Below are 14,853 nucleotides of genomic sequence, written 5' to 3'. Positions count from 1 at the left end.
CGCAACGACAACATAACGTCAAATCGCTCCCTACCATGGCTGCAAGCGGGGTCCAGAGTGACCTCAGGCGAGTAGACAAGGAAACGGGATGCAGACGACTTTTCCCAGACTTCTGATGCAGCATGCGGCGCAGCGGCCCGAGGCCCCGGCCATGCGCGAGAAGGAATACGGCATCTGGCAGACCTGGAGTTGGGCGCGCGCCGCCGAGGACGTGCGCCTCATGAGCTGCGGCCTGGCGGCGCTGGGTTTCCAGCCCGGGCAGAACCTGGCCATCGTGGGCGACAACCGGCCGCACCTCTACCAGGCCTTCATTGCGGCGCAAAGCCTGCGCGGTGTGCCCGTGCCCATGTACCAGGACGCCATCGCCAGCGAGATGGCCTTTGTGCTGGAAGACGCGGAAATCCATTTCGCCTTCGCCGAAAACCAGGAGCAGGTCGACAAGCTGCTGGAGCTGCGCGAGAGCGTGCCCGGCCTGCTGCAGCACATCGTTTTCGATGACCCGCGCGGCCTGCGCAACTACCAGCACGAAGGGCTGATCAGCATAGCCCGCCTGTTCGAGCTGGGGCGCCAGTACGAGCAGCAGCACCCGGACTTCTATCGGAACTCAGTCGAATCGGGCCAGCCTTCCGACGTCTCGGTCATCCTCTACACCTCGGGCACGACGGGCCGGCCCAAGGGCGTGTGCCAGACGCACCAGAGTTTCATCGAGGCGGCCCGGGGCGGCGTGCTGGTGGACGGCCTGGTGCCCGAGGACAACATCATTTCCTACCTGCCGCCGGCCTGGGTGGGTGACCACCTCTTCTCCATCGCCCAGTGGCTGGTGGCGGGTTTCACCACCAACTGCCCCGAGTCGGCCGAGACGGTGAGCATTGATCTGCGCGAGATCGGGCCGAGTTATTACTTCGCGCCCCCGCGGGTGTTCGAGAGCATGCTGACCTCGGTCTCCATCCGCATGGAAGACGCCGCGGCCCCGAAACGCTGGCTCTACAAACAGTTCATGGACGTGGCGCGGCGCTGCGGCGCCGAGATCCTGGACGGGCACAAGGTGTCGTTCACGGACCGCCTGCTCTACGCCCTGGGCAATGCGCTGGTCTACGGCCCGCTGCGCAATGTGCTGGGCCTCTCGCGCATCCGGGTGGCCTACACGGCGGGCGCGGCCATCGGGCCGGACCTGTTCCGCTTCTACCGCTCCATCGGCATCAACCTCAAGCAGCTCTACGGCCAGACCGAGACCTGCGCCTACGTCTGCATCCAGAAGAACGGCCGCGTCAAGCTCAACAGCGTGGGCGAGGCGGCGCCGGGCATCGAGATCAAGATTGCCGACAACGGCGAAGTGCTGGTGCGTGGCGTTTCGGTGCTCAAGGAGTACTACAAACGACCCGATGCCACCGCCGAGGTGATGGATGTCGAGGGTTATTTCCACACCGGCGACGCCGGCGTGATCGACCCGGATGGCCACCTGATCATCATCGACCGGGCCAAGGACGTGGGCAAGATGGCCAGCGGCGCCATCTTTGCGCCCAACTACATCGAGAACAAGCTCAAGTTCTTCCCGCAGATCAAGGAGGCGGTGTGCTTCGGCCACGGCCGCGGTCAGGTCTGCGCCTTCATCAACATCGACTTCGAGGCGGTGGGCAACTGGGCCGAACGCCAGGGCCTGCCCTACAGCGGTTACGTGGACCTGGCGAGCAAGCCGGCGGTGCTGGACATGCTGGCCGACTGCGTGCAGCAGGTCAACGTGGACCTGGCGGCCGAGGCCGGTATGGCCGACACGCAGATTGCCCGTTTCCTGGTGCTGCACAAGGAACTGGACCCCGACGACGACGAGCTGACCCGCACACGCAAGGTGCGCCGCGGTTTCATCGGCGACAAGTACGCGGTGCTGATCGAGGCCCTGTACGAGGGTCGCAAGGAACAGTTCATCGAAACGCAGGTGAAGTTCGAGGACGGCCGCACCGGCACCGTCTCGGCCACGCTGCCCATCCGTGACGCCAAACGCTACCCGGGCGCGGCCAAGGTCGCCTGAGAAGAGTGAAGATCAAATGACGCAAAGAAAACTGGGCGACGTGATCCTGGATGTGAAGAACATCTCGCTGGCCTTCGGCGGCGTGAAGGCGCTGACCGACATTTCCTTCGACGTGCGCGAGCACGAGATCCGCGCCATCATCGGCCCCAACGGCGCGGGCAAGAGCTCCATGCTCAACTGCATCAACGGCGTCTACACGCCGCAGCACGGCACCATCACCTTCCGCGGCCAGACCTTCGACCACATGAACAGCCGCCAGGTGGCCGAGATGGGCGTGGCGCGCACCTTCCAGAACCTGGCCCTGTTCAAGGGCATGAGCGTGCTGGACAACATCATGACCGGGCGCAACCTGAAGATCCGCAGCAACATCCTGCTGCAGGCGCTGCGCATCGGCCCGGCCCAGCGCGAGGAGATCCGCCACCGCGAGTTCGTCGAGCACATCATCGACTTCCTGGAGATCCAGGCGCATCGCAAGACGCCCGTGGGCCAGCTGCCCTACGGCCTGCAAAAGCGCGTGGACCTGGGCCGCGCCCTGGCCATGGAGCCGCAGGTGCTGCTGCTGGACGAACCCATGGCCGGCATGAACGTGGAAGAGAAACAGGACATGTGCCGCTTCGTGCTCGACATCAACGACGAGTTCGGCACGACCGTGGTGCTGATCGAGCACGACATGGGCGTGGTGATGGACATCAGCGACCGCGTGGTGGTGCTGGACTACGGCAAGAAGATCGGCGACGGCACCCCCGATGCCGTGCGCAACAACGAGGAAGTGATCCGGGCCTATCTGGGCACATCTCACTGATGGAGCGGATGAAGATGCATTACGTTGAAATCCGTGCCTTAGGCGCACAAGATGCCAACCGGGGGATGCCGTGGAACCGGCTTCGCCGGGCCGCTGGCATCGCCCCCTTGAGGGGGGAGGCCGCTACACGCAGTGAGCGAGCCACGGGGGGGAGTATCTGATGGCATTCTTTCTTGAGACTCTGCTGAACGGCCTCATGGCCGGCATGCTGTATTCGCTGGTGGCGCTGGGCTTCGTGCTGATCTTCAAGGCCTCGGGCGTGTTCAACTTCGCGCAGGGCGCCATGGTGCTGTTCGCGGCCCTGGCCATGGCGCGTTTTGCCGAATGGATCCCGCAGTGGACTGGCATCGAAAGCCGCTGGCTGGCTAACACGGTGGCTTTCGTGCTGGCCGGCGCCGTGATGTTCGTGGTGGCCTGGCTGGTGGAGCGTCTGGTGCTGCGCCACCTGGTCAACCAGGAGGCGGCCACGCTGCTGATGGCCACGCTGGGCATCACCTATTTCATGGAAGGCCTGGGCCAGACCCTGTTCGGCAGCGACATCTACAAGATCGACATCGGCATGCCCAAGGAGCCGATCTTCGCTTTCGCATCGGTGTTCGAGGGCGGCATCCTGATCAACCAGGAAGACCTGATCGCCGCGGCCATTGCCGCCGTGCTGGTGGCCGGCCTGTCGGTGTTTTTCCAGAAGACGGCCACCGGGCGCGCGCTGCGTGCCGTGGCTGACGACCACCAGGCCGCGCAGAGCATCGGCATTCCGCTCAACCGCATCTGGGTCATCGTCTGGTGCGTGGCGGGTGTGGTGGCGCTGGTGGCCGGGATGATCTGGGGCTCCAAGCTGGGCGTGCAGTTCTCGCTGGCCACGGTGGCGCTGCGTGCGCTGCCGGTGATCATCCTGGGCGGGCTGACCTCGGTGCCCGGCGCCATCATCGGCGGCCTGATCATCGGCGTGGGCGAGAAGCTGTCTGAGGTCTACCTGGGCCCCTTTGTCGGCGGCGGCATCGAGATCTGGTTCGCCTACATGCTGGCGCTGGTGTTCCTGCTGTTCCGGCCGCAGGGCTTGTTTGGGGAGAAGATCATCGACCGCGTATGACGCGGGCGATGATCTTCCGGTGAAAGTTGACTTGCGCAGCAAGTTAAGCGAACGAAGTGAGCGGCTGAAGCCAAAAGATCATTGATCGGTAGTTGATATGTTCTACAGAGAAAACGGCCAGTTCAAGACCACCTACACGGCGGACCAGCAGATCTTTGCGATCGCGCAGGACCGCTGGGCCATCCTGGCGCTGATCGCTTTTGCCTTCATCGGCGTGCCCATGCTGGCCGATGAATACCTGTTCCGCGCCATCTTCATCCCTTTCCTTATCCTGGCGCTGGCGGCGGTGGGCGTGAACATCCTGGTCGGCTACTGCGGCCAGATCTCGCTGGGTTCGGGGGCTTTCATGGCCGTGGGGGCCTACGCGGCCTACAACACCTTCGTGCGCATCGAGGGCATGCCGCTGCTCGTGGCCCTCTTGTCGGGCGGTTTCTTCGCCACGCTGGTGGGCATCTTCTTCGGCATCCCCAGCCTGCGGGTCAAGGGCCTGTACCTGGCCGTGGCCACGCTGGCCGCGCAGTTCTTCTGCGACTGGGCCTTCCTGCGCATCGGCTGGTTCACCCACGGCAACCCTTCGGGTTCGGTCTCGGTGTCCAACCTGCAAGTCTTCGGCCTGCCGGTGGAGTCGCCGCTGCAGAAGTACCTGTTCTGCCTGGCGCTGCTGGTGCTGTTCGCGCTGCTGGCCAAGAACCTGGTGCGCAGTGCCATCGGCCGCGAGTGGATGGCCATCCGCGACATGGACGTGGCCGCGGCCGTGATCGGCATCCGCCCCATGTACGCCAAGCTCAGCGCCTTTGCCGTGAGCTCCTTCATCATCGGCGTGGCCGGCGCGCTCTGGGGCTTCGTGCACCTGGGTGCCTGGGAGCCGGCCGCCTTCTCGGTGGACCGTTCCTTCCAGCTGCTGTTCATGGTCATCATCGGCGGCCTGGGCTCCATCATGGGCAGCTTCTTCGGCGCGGCCTTCATCGTCGTGCTGCCCATCGTGCTCAACCAGCTGCTGCCGGCGCTGGGCAGCCTGGTCGGCGTGGAGATTTCCACGGCGGCCATCTCCCACACCGAATTCATGGTCTTCGGCGCACTGATCGTCTGGTTCCTGATCGTCGAGCCGCACGGCCTGGCCAAGCTGTGGAGCATAGGCAAGCAGAAGCTGCGCCTGTGGCCCTTCCCGCACTGACACCGTTGTTCTGATTCCCCCCCCCCGCGTGCTTCAACCATTCCATCTACCTACAGGAGACAAACCATGAAGCTTCGTCAACTCGCCCTCGCCGCCTCGCTGACGGCCGCCGCCGTCACGGGTGCGCTTTGTTCCACGGCCGCGTTCGCGCAGGCCAAGGAACAGTTTTTCCCCGTGCTGGTCTACCGCACCGGCGCCTACGCGCCCAACGGCGTGCCCTTCGCCAACGGCTACGTCGACTACCTCAAGCTCACCAACGCGCGCGGCGGCATCAACGGCGTGAAAGTCTCCTACGAGGAGTGCGAGACCGGCTACGCCACCGACCGCGGCGTGGAGTGCTACGAGCGCCTCAAGGGCAAGAACGGTGGCGCCACCGTGTTCCAGCCCCTGTCCACCGGCATCACCTTCGCGCTGACCGAGAAGGCCCCGGGCGACAAGATCCCGCTGATCACCGCCGGCTACGGCCGCAGCGAGTCGGCCGACGGCATGGTCTTCAAGTGGAACTTCCCGCTGTCGGGCACCTACTGGGTGGCGGCTGATACGCTGATCCAGCACATCGCCAAGAAGGAAGGCGGCTACGACAAGCTCAAGGGCAAGAAGATCGCGCTGGTCTACCACGACAGCCCCTTCGGCAAGGAACCCATTCCGCTGCTGCAGGAGCGCGCCGCCATGCACGGCTTCCAGCTCAGCCTCTTGCCCGTGACCCACCCGGGTGTGGAGCAGAAGGCCACCTGGCTGCAGATCCGCCAGAACCGTCCCGACTACGTGCTCAACTGGGGCTGGGGCGTGATGAATTCCACCGCGCTCAAGGAGGCCCAGGCCACCGGCTACCCGCGCGAGAAGATGTACGGCGTGTGGTGGGCCGGTGCCGAGCCCGACGTCAAGGACGTGGGGGCCGGTGCCAAGGGCTACAACGCCATCATGATGCAGCACGGCGCCGAGCCGAACGCTGCCGTGGTCAAGGAGATCCTGGACAAGGTGCACGCCAAGGGCCAGGGCACGGGCCCGAAGGAAGAAGTGGGCCAGGTGCTGTACATGCGCGGCCTGCAGGCAGCGATGTTCGCTGTGGAGGGCGCGCGCGCCGCGCAGGAGCGCTACGGCAAGGGCAAGTGGGTGACCGGCGAGCAGGCGCGCTGGGGCTACGAGAACCTGAACCTGACACAGGCCAAGCTCGATGCGCTGGGCTTCAAGGGTGTGATGCGCCCGATCTCCACCAGCTGCCAGGACCACATGGGCGCTTCCTGGGCCCGCGTGCACACCTGGGACGGCGCCAAGTTCGTCTGGAGTTCCGACTGGTACCAGGCTGACGAGCAGATCATCAAGCCCATGGTGAAGAACGCGGCCGACAAGTACGCGGCCGAGAAGAAGCTGACACGTCGGGGTGGCGCTGACTGTCAGTCTTGATCGGCTGTGCCGATCAAGACCTTGTCTGTCATGTCGGCACCCACCCCCAACCCCTCCCGCCCGGCGGGAGGGGCAGCGGCTCCACCTGGTGGAGCCGCCAAATGAAAGGGCCGCTTCGCGGGTCTTTCATTTGGTGAAGAAGGGCCATTCATGGACTCCAAGAACATTGTTTTGAACGTCAACGGCATCGAGGTCATCTACAACCACGTGATCCTGGTGCTCAAGGGGGTGTCGCTGCAGGTGCCCGAGGGGGGCATCGTGGCGCTGCTGGGTGGCAACGGCGCGGGCAAGACCACGACGCTGCGCGCCATCTCCAACCTGCTCAAGGGCGAGCGCGGTGAGGTGACCAAGGGCAGCATCGAGCTGCGCGGCGAGCGCATCGAGAACCTGACGCCTTCCGATCTGGTCAAGCGCGGCGTGGTGCAGGTGATGGAGGGGCGGCACTGTTTTGCCCACCTCACGATCGAGGAAAACCTGCTGACCGGGGCCTATACGCGCAAGAGCAAGGCCGAGGTGGCCGCCGGCCTGGAGAAGGTCTATGCCTACTTTCCGCGCCTCAAGACGCGCCGCACCTCCCAGGCCGCCTACACCTCGGGCGGCGAGCAGCAGATGTGCGCCATCGGCCGCGCGCTCATGGCCCACCCCAGCATGGTGCTGCTGGACGAGCCCTCCATGGGCCTGGCGCCGCAGATCGTGGAAGAGGTCTTCGAGATCGTCAAGGACCTGAACCAGAAGGAGCGCGTGACCTTCCTGCTGGCCGAGCAGAACACCAATATGGCGCTGAAGTACTCGGACTACGGCTACATCATGGAGTCGGGTCGTATCGTGATGGACGGCGTCGCCAGCGACCTGGCCAGCAACGAGGACGTGAAGGAGTTCTACCTCGGCATGGGCGGCGGTGAGCGCAAGAGTTTCCGTGACGTGAAAAGTTATAAACGCCGCAAGCGTTGGTTGGCGTGAAGCACCCCCGTGGCGGCCCTGAGGCCGCCTCCCCCCTCAAGGGGGCAACGCCAGTGGCCCGGCGAAGCCGGTTCCACGGCGTTCCCGATCAAGACACCTCGGCTCAAGGCGGAGTACGTAACAGGGACGACTGAGATGAGCAAACATTACGACGCGCTCGAAACACGCGACCCGGCGTTGCGCGAGGCCGCCCTGCTGGCGGCCCTGCCGGGCCATGTGGCACAGGCCCAGCGCTCGGCCCCGGCTTTTGCCGAGATCCTGCGCGGTGTGGATGCCGCAGCCGTCACCACACGTGCGGCGCTGGCCAAGCTGCCGGTGACGCGCAAGCACGAATTGCTGGAGCGCCAGCAGGCGGCCCGTGCGCGGGATGCCAGTGATCCTTTTGGCGGTTTCTCTGCCATCGGCTGGCGCGGCCTGTTGCGCGGTACGGGGGCGCGGCGCGTCTACCAGTCGCCCGGCCCGATCTACGAGCCGGAAGGCGGTGCGGCGGATTACTGGCGCAGCGCCCGTGCTTTTGCCGCGGCCGGTTTCGAGGCGGGTGACCTGGTGCACAACTGCTTCAGCTACCACCTCACGCCCGGCGCCTGGATCATGGAAGCCGGCGCCCAGGCCCTGGGCTGCACCGTCTTTCCCGGCGGCACGGGCAATACCGAGCAGCAGCTGTCGGCCATGACCGACCTGCGGCCGGTGGCCTATGCCGGCACGCCCAGCTTCCTGAAGATCCTGGTCGAGAAGGCGCAGGAGGCGGGCGCCAAGCTGTCCTTCACCAAGGCCCTGGTCAGCGGCGAGGCCTTTCCGCCCAGCCTGCGTGACTGGCTGGCCGAGCGCGGTATTGCCGCTTACCAGTGCTACGCCACGGCCGATGCCGGCCTGATCGCCTACGAGACCCAGGCGCGTCAGGGTCTGCTGCTGGACGAGGGCATTGTCCTGGAGATCGTGCGTCCCGGCACCGGCGACCCGGTGGCTGAGGGCGAAGTGGGTGAGGTGGTGGTGACCGTGCTCAACCCCGATTACCCGCTGATCCGCTTCGGCACCGGCGATCTCTCGGCCATCCTGCCCGACACCTGCCCGACCGGGCGGACCAACACCCGTATCAGGGGCTGGCTGGGGCGTGCCGACCAGACCACCAAGGTGCGCGGCATGTTCGTGCACCCGGGCCAGATCGCCGAGATCGTCAAGCGCTACCCGGAAGTGGTGCGCGCGCGCCTGGTGGTGGCCGGCGAGATGGCCCAGGACACCATGACACTCAAGGTGGAGACCGCCTGCAGCGGGCCGGGCGAACTGGCGCTGCGCATTGCCGAAACCGTGCGCGACGTGACCAAGCTGCGCGGCGAGGTGGAACTGCTGCTGCCCGGCAGCCTGCCCAATGACGGCAAGGTGATCGAGGATGCGCGCAGTTACAAATAGGCGGGTCCTGCCGGGGCGAGTCTAAGTATTTTCCGAACGGGTGGGCCGGGCCGGCGGGATTAGACTTCTTGCCATACCCCAGGAGGAACCACCATGAAACGTCTGCTACTGATCGCCGCTGCCGTGACCGCCTTTGCGGCCCAGGCCCAATCCTTCCCCGGCACCAAGCCCATCACCATCGTCGTGCCCTTCGCGGCTGGCGGACCGACCGACCGCGTGGCGCGTGACCTGGCCGAGGCCATGCGCAAGCCCCTGGGCGGCGCCACCATCGTGATCGAGAACGTGGCCGGTGCCGGCGGCACCATTGCCGGCAACAAGGTGGCCAAGGCCAACCCGGATGGTCACACCCTGTTCCTGCACCACATCGGCATGGCGACCAGCCCCATCCTCTACCGCAAGCTGCCCTACTCGGTGCCGAACGACTTCACCTACCTGGGCATGGTCAACGACGTGCCCATGACCCTGATCGGCCGCCCCAGCCTGCCGGCGGCCAACTACAAGGAACTCAGCGCCTGGATCAATGACAACAAGGGCAAGATCAACCTGGGCAATGCCGGCCTGGGCGCCGCGTCGCATCTGTGCGGCCTGATGTTCCAGAACGCGCTGAAAATCGACATGACCACCGTGCCTTACAAGGGCACGGCGCCAGCCATCACCGACCTGATCGGCGGCCAGATCGACCTGCTGTGCGACCAGACCACCAACACCACCGCGCAGATCGAGGGCAAGAAGGTCAAGGCTTTTGCCGTGACCACGGCCAAGCGGCTCTCCACGCCTGCCCTCAAGGACCTGCCGACGCTGCAGGAGTCCGGTCTCAAGGGCTTCGAAGTGACGATCTGGCACGGCCTGTATGCACCCAAGGGTGTGCCGGCCGACGTGGCAAGCAAGATCAACGCCGCCCTGAAAGTCGCGCTGAAGGACCCGGACTTCATCAAGAAGCAGGAAGGCCTGGGCGCGGTGGTCGTGAGCGACAAGCGGGTGGATCCGGTCGAGCACAAGAAATTCGTGGCCGACGAGATCGCCAAGTGGGATCCGGTCATCAAGGCGGCGGGCGTTTACGCGGACTGATTGCAGCGTCCTGCCCCACTGCTGGAAAGGCCACCGTTCAGGTGGCTTTTTCTTTTTCTGCGGTATGTTTTTGCGTTCGTTGCGAGCCGGGTCTCGCCCCGGCGGGCGACTCACTTTCTCTTGGGCACGCAAGAGAAAGTTACTGCGCTGCCGGGCGCAGATCCCGGCTCGCCACGCCCGCACAGCGGGTACTCGACAAGGTAATGGGCAAAGCCGCCAACGCGACACGTGGAGGGCCGTCTGGTGACAAACCCTAGGTCACAGCGAACCCAAGGCTACCTACACTGGGATGCATCAAATCCAGGAGACAACACCATGCGCAAGCTCTTCGCCTCGAACCGCCGCCACCTGCTCGCAGCCGCAACGCTGCTGGCCCTGGCGCCAGCCGCCTGGGCCCAGGGCGCCTGGCCCAGCAAGCCGGTGAAGATCGTCGTGCCTTTCGCCCCGGGGGGCACCACCGACATCCTGGCCCGGGCGATTGCGCCGGACCTGAGCAAGGCCTTCGGCCAGCCCTTCATCGTCGAGAACAAGGCCGGCGCCGGCGGCAATGTGGGCGCGGAACTGGTGGCCAAGTCGCCCAACGACGGTTACACGATCTTCATGGGCACGGTGGGCACGCACGGCATCAACAAGGCCCTCTACGCCAAGCTGGGTTTCGATCCGCAGAAGGATTTCGCCCCCATCACCCTGGTGGCCGGTGTGCCCAATGTGATGGTGATGAACGCCGACAAGGCGCGGGCACTGAACATCAACACGGTGCCGGACTTCATCAAGTACGCCCGCGCCAACCCGGGCAAGCTCAACATGGCCTCCAGCGGCAACGGCACGTCCATCCACCTGGCCGGCGAGCTGTTCAAGTCCATGAACGGCATCTTCATGACCCACATCCCCTACCGCGGTTCGGGCCCGGCGCTGCTGGACATGGTGGGCGGCAATATGGACGTCATGTTCGACAACCTGCCGTCCTCCATGCCGCACATCAAGTCCGGCAAGCTCAAGGCCTTTGCCGTGACCAGCGGCCAGCGCTCGGCCACCTTGCCCGAACTGCCGACCATCGAGGAGGCGGCCAGGCTCAAGGGTTTCGAGGCCAGCAGCTGGTTCGGCCTGCTGGCACCGGCCGGCACCGCGCCCGACATCGTCAACCGCATCCAGCAGGAGGTGGCCCGGGCCCTGGCCACGCCGGCCATGAAGGAGCGGCTGCTCGCACTGGGCGCCATTCCCAGCGGCAACACGCCGGCGGAGTTCACGCGCTTCATCGACGCCGAGCACAAGAAGTGGGCGGCGGTGGTGAAAGCTTCAGGCGCGAAAGTGGATTAACCCCCAGGCTTCGCTCCCTACGTTCGCTACGCCACCCCCCTAAAGAGGGGGCAACGCCAGTGGCCCGGCAAAGCCGGTTCCACGGCGTTCTGCGGTTCGGCTCCTTCAGGCGTGGCCCATCAGCGTTGACGACGCGGGTGCTAAACGCCCCAGACGATGTCCTTGCCGGCCTGCTGGCAGCGACGCAGCATCTCGATGAAGGGGGCGGCGCGCTGACGCAGCGTCACGCCCTCCTGTTCGGGCAGTGTCTCGCCCTTCTCGGCAGCCTCGGCTTCGGCCGCGCGGCGTTCGGTTTCCTCCTGCGCAATGGCCGCTTCCAGCGCGGCGATGGCAGCCGGCATGGCGGCCGGTTGCAGGATGCCCTGTTTCTCGTCCACCGGCTTGCCGATGAGCTGCAGCACGCGCCGGCCATTGGGCTCGAGCATGATGAGGTCGGGGGTGGCGCGGGACTTGAACTTGTAGAGCATGGTGCTTCCAGGGGGGCCGCTCAAGGGTAGCATGCGGGGCATGGAGACTCAAGACAACAAGCCCCGCGGTCCGCTCGTGGGCCTCAAGGTGGTGGAGATGGGGCAGCTGATCGCCGGCCCCTTTGCGGCCAAGACCCTGGCCGACTTCGGTGCCGAGGTGATCAAGATCGAGCCGCCCGGTGCGGGTGACCCGCTGCGCAAGTGGCGCCTGCTCAAGGACGGCACCTCGGTCTGGTGGCAGGTGCAGTCGCGCAACAAGCGCTCGCTGGCGCTGGACCTGAAACAGCCCGAAGCGCAGGACATCGTGCGCAGGCTGGCCGCGGAAGCCGACGTGCTGATCGAGAACTTCCGCCCCGGCGCCCTGGAGGGCTGGGGCCTGGGGCCGGCTGCGCTGCAGGCACTCAACCCGGGGCTCATCATGCTGCGCATCAGCGGCTACGGCCAGACCGGCCCCTACCGCGACCGGCCCGGTTTCGGCGTGGTGGCCGAGGCCATGGGCGGCCTGCGCCACCTGACGGCCGAGCCCGGGCGCGTGCCGGTGCGTGTGGGCGTGTCGATCGGCGATACGCTGGCTTCGCTGCATGGCGTCATCGGCATCCTGCTGGCGCTGCAGCACCGCCATGCCACCGTGAGCCCTGAGGCACCGAAAGGGCGCGGCCAGGTGATCGACGTGGCGCTGTACGAGGCGGTGTTCAACTGCATGGAAAGCCTGCTGCCCGAATACAGCGCCTTTGGTGCGGTACGCGGCCCGGCCGGCAGCGCCATGCCGGGTATCGCGCCGACCAACGCCTACCGCTGCGCTGATGGCGGCTACGCCCTGATTGCCGGCAATGGCGACAGCATCTTCAAGCGTCTGATGCACTGCATAGCCCGCGACGACCTGGGGCAAGATCCGGCGCTGGCCGACAACGCGGGCCGGGTGGCTCGCGTGCAGGAACTGGACGCCGCCATCGGGGCCTGGGCGGCAACGCGACCGGTGAATGAGGTGCTGGCCGCGCTCGACGCGGCGCAGGTGCCGGCCGGCAAGATCTACACGGTGGCCGATATCGCGGCCGACCCGCATTACGCGGCGCGCGGCATGCTGCAGACGGTGACGATGGACGACGGCAGCGCGCTCACGGTGCCGGGCGTGGTGCCCAGGCTGTCGTCCACGCCGGGCGGCCAGTGGCGGCGGGCGCCGGCCCTCGGGCAGGACAGCGAGGCCGTGCTGCGCGAGGTGGGACTGACGGATGCCCAGATCGCCACGCTGCGCGCGCGCGGCGTGGTGGCATAGCGGGCGCCCACGGAGGCTTCAAGGAAGCGGCGATGGCAGATGTCCACATGGTGAGGGAACACGCGCTCGGACTGGCGGCCGCGCGCAAGATCGCCCAGGGCTGGATGACGCAGGTGGAGGACAGGCTGGACATGACCTGCACCAGCGAGACGGCCCGTGACGGCGACCGGATCCACTTCAAGCGCGCTGGCGTCACGGGCACCCTGCTCGTGACCAGGGATCGCTTCGAACTCGACGCCAGGCTGGGTTTGCTGGTGGCGGCCTTCAAGGACCGCATCGAGGCCGGCATCACCAGCTACCTCGACGAGTTGCTGGCTTCGGGCCAGGACCCCCTGGGCCAGCCGGGGTCGACGGGAAAAAAAGGCCGCGCCAGCTAGGGCGCAGGCCGGATCAGCTCAGCGATTCGATCAGGTCGATGTAGTCCTGCATGGCCTCGTCCTGGCTCTTGTCCTTGAGGGCGTTCCAGGCGTCCCACTTGGCGCGGCCCACCATGTCGGAAAAACCGGGGCGCGGATCGGTCGGCGCGCCGGCGCTGGCCTGCTTGTACAGGGCGTAGATCTTGAGCAGGGTCATGTTGTCGGGACGCTCGCTCAGGTCTTTGGAAGCGGCGACAGCGGCTTCGAAACGGGCTTTCAGGTCACTCATGTGAGGCTCCGGGGTTCTCTGTGGGGTGGTAAGCGCGCAGCAGTTGGCGCAGATAGGCCTGCTGCGCGGGAACCAGATAGGGTAGCAGCAAACCGAGCGCATGCCCGGCGCCGCGCAGCACGGCAGCCTGCAGGCCTTCGGGCTCCAGCGCGTGGCGCGGGTCCAGCGCGTACTCGAAACTCAGCCAGTAGCTCAGCAGCACGACCTGGCGCGTGGCCAGGCCGGCCGCATCCTCGGCCGCGATCTGCAGGGCGCCGCTGCCCTGCAGCCGGGCCAGCAGGGTGCTCAGCGCCACGGTCTGGTCGTGCAGGGCCTGCTGGATGCCGGCTTCGAGCCGGCGGTTGCGGCTGAGCAGCAGGTTGAGGTCGCGGTAGAGGAAGCGGTAGTCCCAGATGCGCTCGAACAGGCTGTGCATGAAAAACCAGGCGCCCTCCACGTCGCGCACGTCCCCGGCGGCCGGCAGCAGGCCGGCCAGGGCCTGTTCGTACTGCTCGAACAGGGCGTTGACCAGGCCATCCTTGGCCGGGTAGTGGTAGTAGAGGTTGCCCGGGCTGATGCCCAGTTCGCCGGCAATCTGGGTGGTGGAGACGTTGGGCTCGCCATAGCGGTTGAACAGCGCCAGCGCCGCCTCCTGGATGCGCTGGGCGGTGCGGCGTGGCGCCTTTTTGGCCATCGGCCAGCCCTGTCAGCCGGCTTTCTTGCGCGCAGCCGCTTTTTTCGCAGGGGCCGCCTTTTTGGCGGGAGCGGCCTTCCTGGCCGGAGTGCTGCGCGCCGGGCGGGCCTGCAACTGCTTTTCCAGCTCGGCCAGACGCGCATTCAGATGCTGCACGTCGCGGGCCGAGGGGATGCCCAGGCGTTCCAGGGCACGGGCCACACGGTCCTCGAACAGGCCTTCGAGCTTGTCCCACTGGCCGGTGGCACGGGTACCGAGATCCTGGGCCATGCTGCTGATCTTCTGGCTGGCCTCATTGAGCTTGGCCTCGGCCGTGGTCTGGGCCTTGCGCTGCATGGTCAGGCCTTCCTGCACCAGGGCGTCGAAGACCTTGCCGCCTTCCTGCTGCGCCTTGGTGAAGGCGCCCAGGCCGGCCAGCCAGATCTGGTGCGCCGAGTCGCGCACAGAATCGGTTTCGGAGGAGGGCGGGGGGGCGCTGCGCGAGGTCGATTTGCTGCTCATGGTGCGGTACTCCTGAAAAGCCGGTATGAACGGGACTGTACGCCCA

At 66.2% G+C, this 14,853-nt stretch carries 15 protein-coding genes; 11 read left to right on the top strand and 4 right to left on the bottom strand.

The window, feature by feature from the left end; genetic code table 11:
- The first annotated feature begins 88 nt into the window (after positions 1-88).
- From HTY51_RS14560 to HTY51_RS14520, 9 genes are all read left to right on the top strand, one after another.
- A complete protein-coding gene (locus HTY51_RS14560; protein ID WP_174253396.1) occupies positions 89-2,026 on the top strand; it encodes a long-chain fatty acid--CoA ligase in 1,938 nt (645 codons plus the stop codon).
- Positions 2,027-2,042: 16 nt separating this feature from the next.
- Entirely contained in the window at positions 2,043-2,828 is a 786-nt protein-coding gene (locus tag HTY51_RS14555; RefSeq protein WP_174253395.1) for an ABC transporter ATP-binding protein, read from the top strand.
- Between the two features lie 160 nt (positions 2,829-2,988).
- Positions 2,989-3,918 carry a branched-chain amino acid ABC transporter permease gene (locus HTY51_RS14550; RefSeq protein WP_174253394.1) on the top strand — a complete coding sequence of 310 codons (930 nt, stop codon included), beginning with the start codon at positions 2,989-2,991 and terminating at the stop codon, positions 3,916-3,918.
- A 97-nt stretch (positions 3,919-4,015) separates the two neighbouring features.
- Entirely contained in the window at positions 4,016-5,092 is a 1,077-nt protein-coding gene (locus tag HTY51_RS14545; protein WP_174253393.1) for a branched-chain amino acid ABC transporter permease, read from the top strand.
- A gap of 66 nt (positions 5,093-5,158) precedes the next feature.
- A complete protein-coding gene (locus HTY51_RS14540; RefSeq protein WP_174253392.1) occupies positions 5,159-6,496 on the top strand; it encodes an ABC transporter substrate-binding protein in 1,338 nt (445 codons plus the stop codon).
- Between the two features lie 150 nt (positions 6,497-6,646).
- Positions 6,647-7,456, top strand: coding sequence for an ABC transporter ATP-binding protein (locus tag HTY51_RS14535; RefSeq protein ID WP_174253391.1), 810 nt, complete (start codon positions 6,647-6,649; stop codon positions 7,454-7,456).
- Positions 7,457-7,591: 135 nt separating this feature from the next.
- Entirely contained in the window at positions 7,592-8,863 is a 1,272-nt protein-coding gene (locus HTY51_RS14530; RefSeq protein ID WP_174253390.1) for a phenylacetate--CoA ligase family protein, read from the top strand.
- 93 nt (positions 8,864-8,956) lie between these two features.
- Positions 8,957-9,931 carry a tripartite tricarboxylate transporter substrate-binding protein gene (locus HTY51_RS14525; protein WP_174253389.1) on the top strand — a complete coding sequence of 325 codons (975 nt, stop codon included), beginning with the start codon at positions 8,957-8,959 and terminating at the stop codon, positions 9,929-9,931.
- Positions 9,932-10,246: 315 nt separating this feature from the next.
- Entirely contained in the window at positions 10,247-11,248 is a 1,002-nt protein-coding gene (locus HTY51_RS14520) for a tripartite tricarboxylate transporter substrate binding protein (protein WP_174253388.1), read from the top strand.
- Between the two features lie 140 nt (positions 11,249-11,388).
- On the opposite strand, the gene HTY51_RS14515 is transcribed toward HTY51_RS14520, so the two are convergent.
- On the bottom strand, positions 11,389-11,715 hold the full coding sequence (locus HTY51_RS14515) for a DUF1840 domain-containing protein (protein ID WP_174253387.1): 327 nt from the start codon (positions 11,713-11,715) through the stop codon (positions 11,389-11,391).
- Between the two features lie 40 nt (positions 11,716-11,755).
- On the opposite strand from HTY51_RS14515, the gene HTY51_RS14510 reads away from it, so the two are divergent.
- Both HTY51_RS14510 and HTY51_RS14505 read left to right on the top strand, forming a co-directional pair.
- Complete coding sequence (locus HTY51_RS14510; RefSeq protein ID WP_174253386.1) at positions 11,756-12,988, top strand: CaiB/BaiF CoA-transferase family protein; 1,233 nt, start codon at positions 11,756-11,758, stop codon at positions 12,986-12,988.
- Positions 12,989-13,020: 32 nt separating this feature from the next.
- Positions 13,021-13,365 carry a polyhydroxyalkanoic acid system family protein gene (locus tag HTY51_RS14505; protein WP_174253385.1) on the top strand — a complete coding sequence of 115 codons (345 nt, stop codon included), beginning with the start codon at positions 13,021-13,023 and terminating at the stop codon, positions 13,363-13,365.
- A 13-nt stretch (positions 13,366-13,378) separates the two neighbouring features.
- On the opposite strand, the gene HTY51_RS14500 is transcribed toward HTY51_RS14505, so the two are convergent.
- Genes HTY51_RS14500 through HTY51_RS14490 form a run of 3 tightly spaced genes read right to left on the bottom strand, consistent with a single transcriptional unit; the run spans position 13,379 to position 14,807 of the window.
- A complete protein-coding gene (locus tag HTY51_RS14500; RefSeq protein ID WP_174253384.1) occupies positions 13,379-13,633 on the bottom strand; it encodes an acyl-CoA-binding protein in 255 nt (84 codons plus the stop codon).
- Positions 13,626-14,306, bottom strand: a complete 681-nt coding sequence (locus HTY51_RS14495) for a TetR/AcrR family transcriptional regulator (protein ID WP_174253383.1) — start codon at positions 14,304-14,306, stop codon at positions 13,626-13,628. The genes HTY51_RS14500 and HTY51_RS14495 overlap by 8 nt, the downstream gene beginning before the upstream one ends.
- 12 nt (positions 14,307-14,318) lie before the next feature.
- Positions 14,319-14,807, bottom strand: coding sequence for a phasin family protein (locus HTY51_RS14490; RefSeq protein ID WP_174253382.1), 489 nt, complete (start codon positions 14,805-14,807; stop codon positions 14,319-14,321).
- Positions 14,808-14,853: the final 46 nt, after the last annotated feature.

The organism is Rhodoferax sp. BAB1 (assembly GCF_013334205.1).
Classification (GTDB): Bacteria; Pseudomonadota; Gammaproteobacteria; order Burkholderiales; family Burkholderiaceae_C; genus Hylemonella.
Note: the sequence above shows the minus strand (reverse complement) of the source record. Positions and strands in the feature narration are given on the sequence as shown.

Coding starts and splice junctions, on each gene's coding strand:
- HTY51_RS14545 (WP_174253393.1), top strand. CDS start 4,016: ATGTTCTACAGAGAAAACGGCCAGTTCAAGACCACCTACACGGCGGAC.
- HTY51_RS14555 (WP_174253395.1), top strand. CDS start 2,043: ATGACGCAAAGAAAACTGGGCGACGTGATCCTGGATGTGAAGAACATC.
- HTY51_RS14515 (WP_174253387.1), bottom strand. CDS start 11,715: ATGCTCTACAAGTTCAAGTCCCGCGCCACCCCCGACCTCATCATGCTC.
- HTY51_RS14560 (WP_174253396.1), top strand. CDS start 89: ATGCAGACGACTTTTCCCAGACTTCTGATGCAGCATGCGGCGCAGCGG.
- HTY51_RS14550 (WP_174253394.1), top strand. CDS start 2,989: ATGGCATTCTTTCTTGAGACTCTGCTGAACGGCCTCATGGCCGGCATG.
- HTY51_RS14500 (WP_174253384.1), bottom strand. CDS start 13,633: ATGAGTGACCTGAAAGCCCGTTTCGAAGCCGCTGTCGCCGCTTCCAAA.
- HTY51_RS14540 (WP_174253392.1), top strand. CDS start 5,159: ATGAAGCTTCGTCAACTCGCCCTCGCCGCCTCGCTGACGGCCGCCGCC.
- HTY51_RS14510 (WP_174253386.1), top strand. CDS start 11,756: ATGGAGACTCAAGACAACAAGCCCCGCGGTCCGCTCGTGGGCCTCAAG.
- HTY51_RS14525 (WP_174253389.1), top strand. CDS start 8,957: ATGAAACGTCTGCTACTGATCGCCGCTGCCGTGACCGCCTTTGCGGCC.
- HTY51_RS14530 (WP_174253390.1), top strand. CDS start 7,592: ATGAGCAAACATTACGACGCGCTCGAAACACGCGACCCGGCGTTGCGC.
- HTY51_RS14490 (WP_174253382.1), bottom strand. CDS start 14,807: ATGAGCAGCAAATCGACCTCGCGCAGCGCCCCCCCGCCCTCCTCCGAA.
- HTY51_RS14505 (WP_174253385.1), top strand. CDS start 13,021: ATGGCAGATGTCCACATGGTGAGGGAACACGCGCTCGGACTGGCGGCC.
- HTY51_RS14520 (WP_174253388.1), top strand. CDS start 10,247: ATGCGCAAGCTCTTCGCCTCGAACCGCCGCCACCTGCTCGCAGCCGCA.
- HTY51_RS14495 (WP_174253383.1), bottom strand. CDS start 14,306: ATGGCCAAAAAGGCGCCACGCCGCACCGCCCAGCGCATCCAGGAGGCG.
- HTY51_RS14535 (WP_174253391.1), top strand. CDS start 6,647: ATGGACTCCAAGAACATTGTTTTGAACGTCAACGGCATCGAGGTCATC.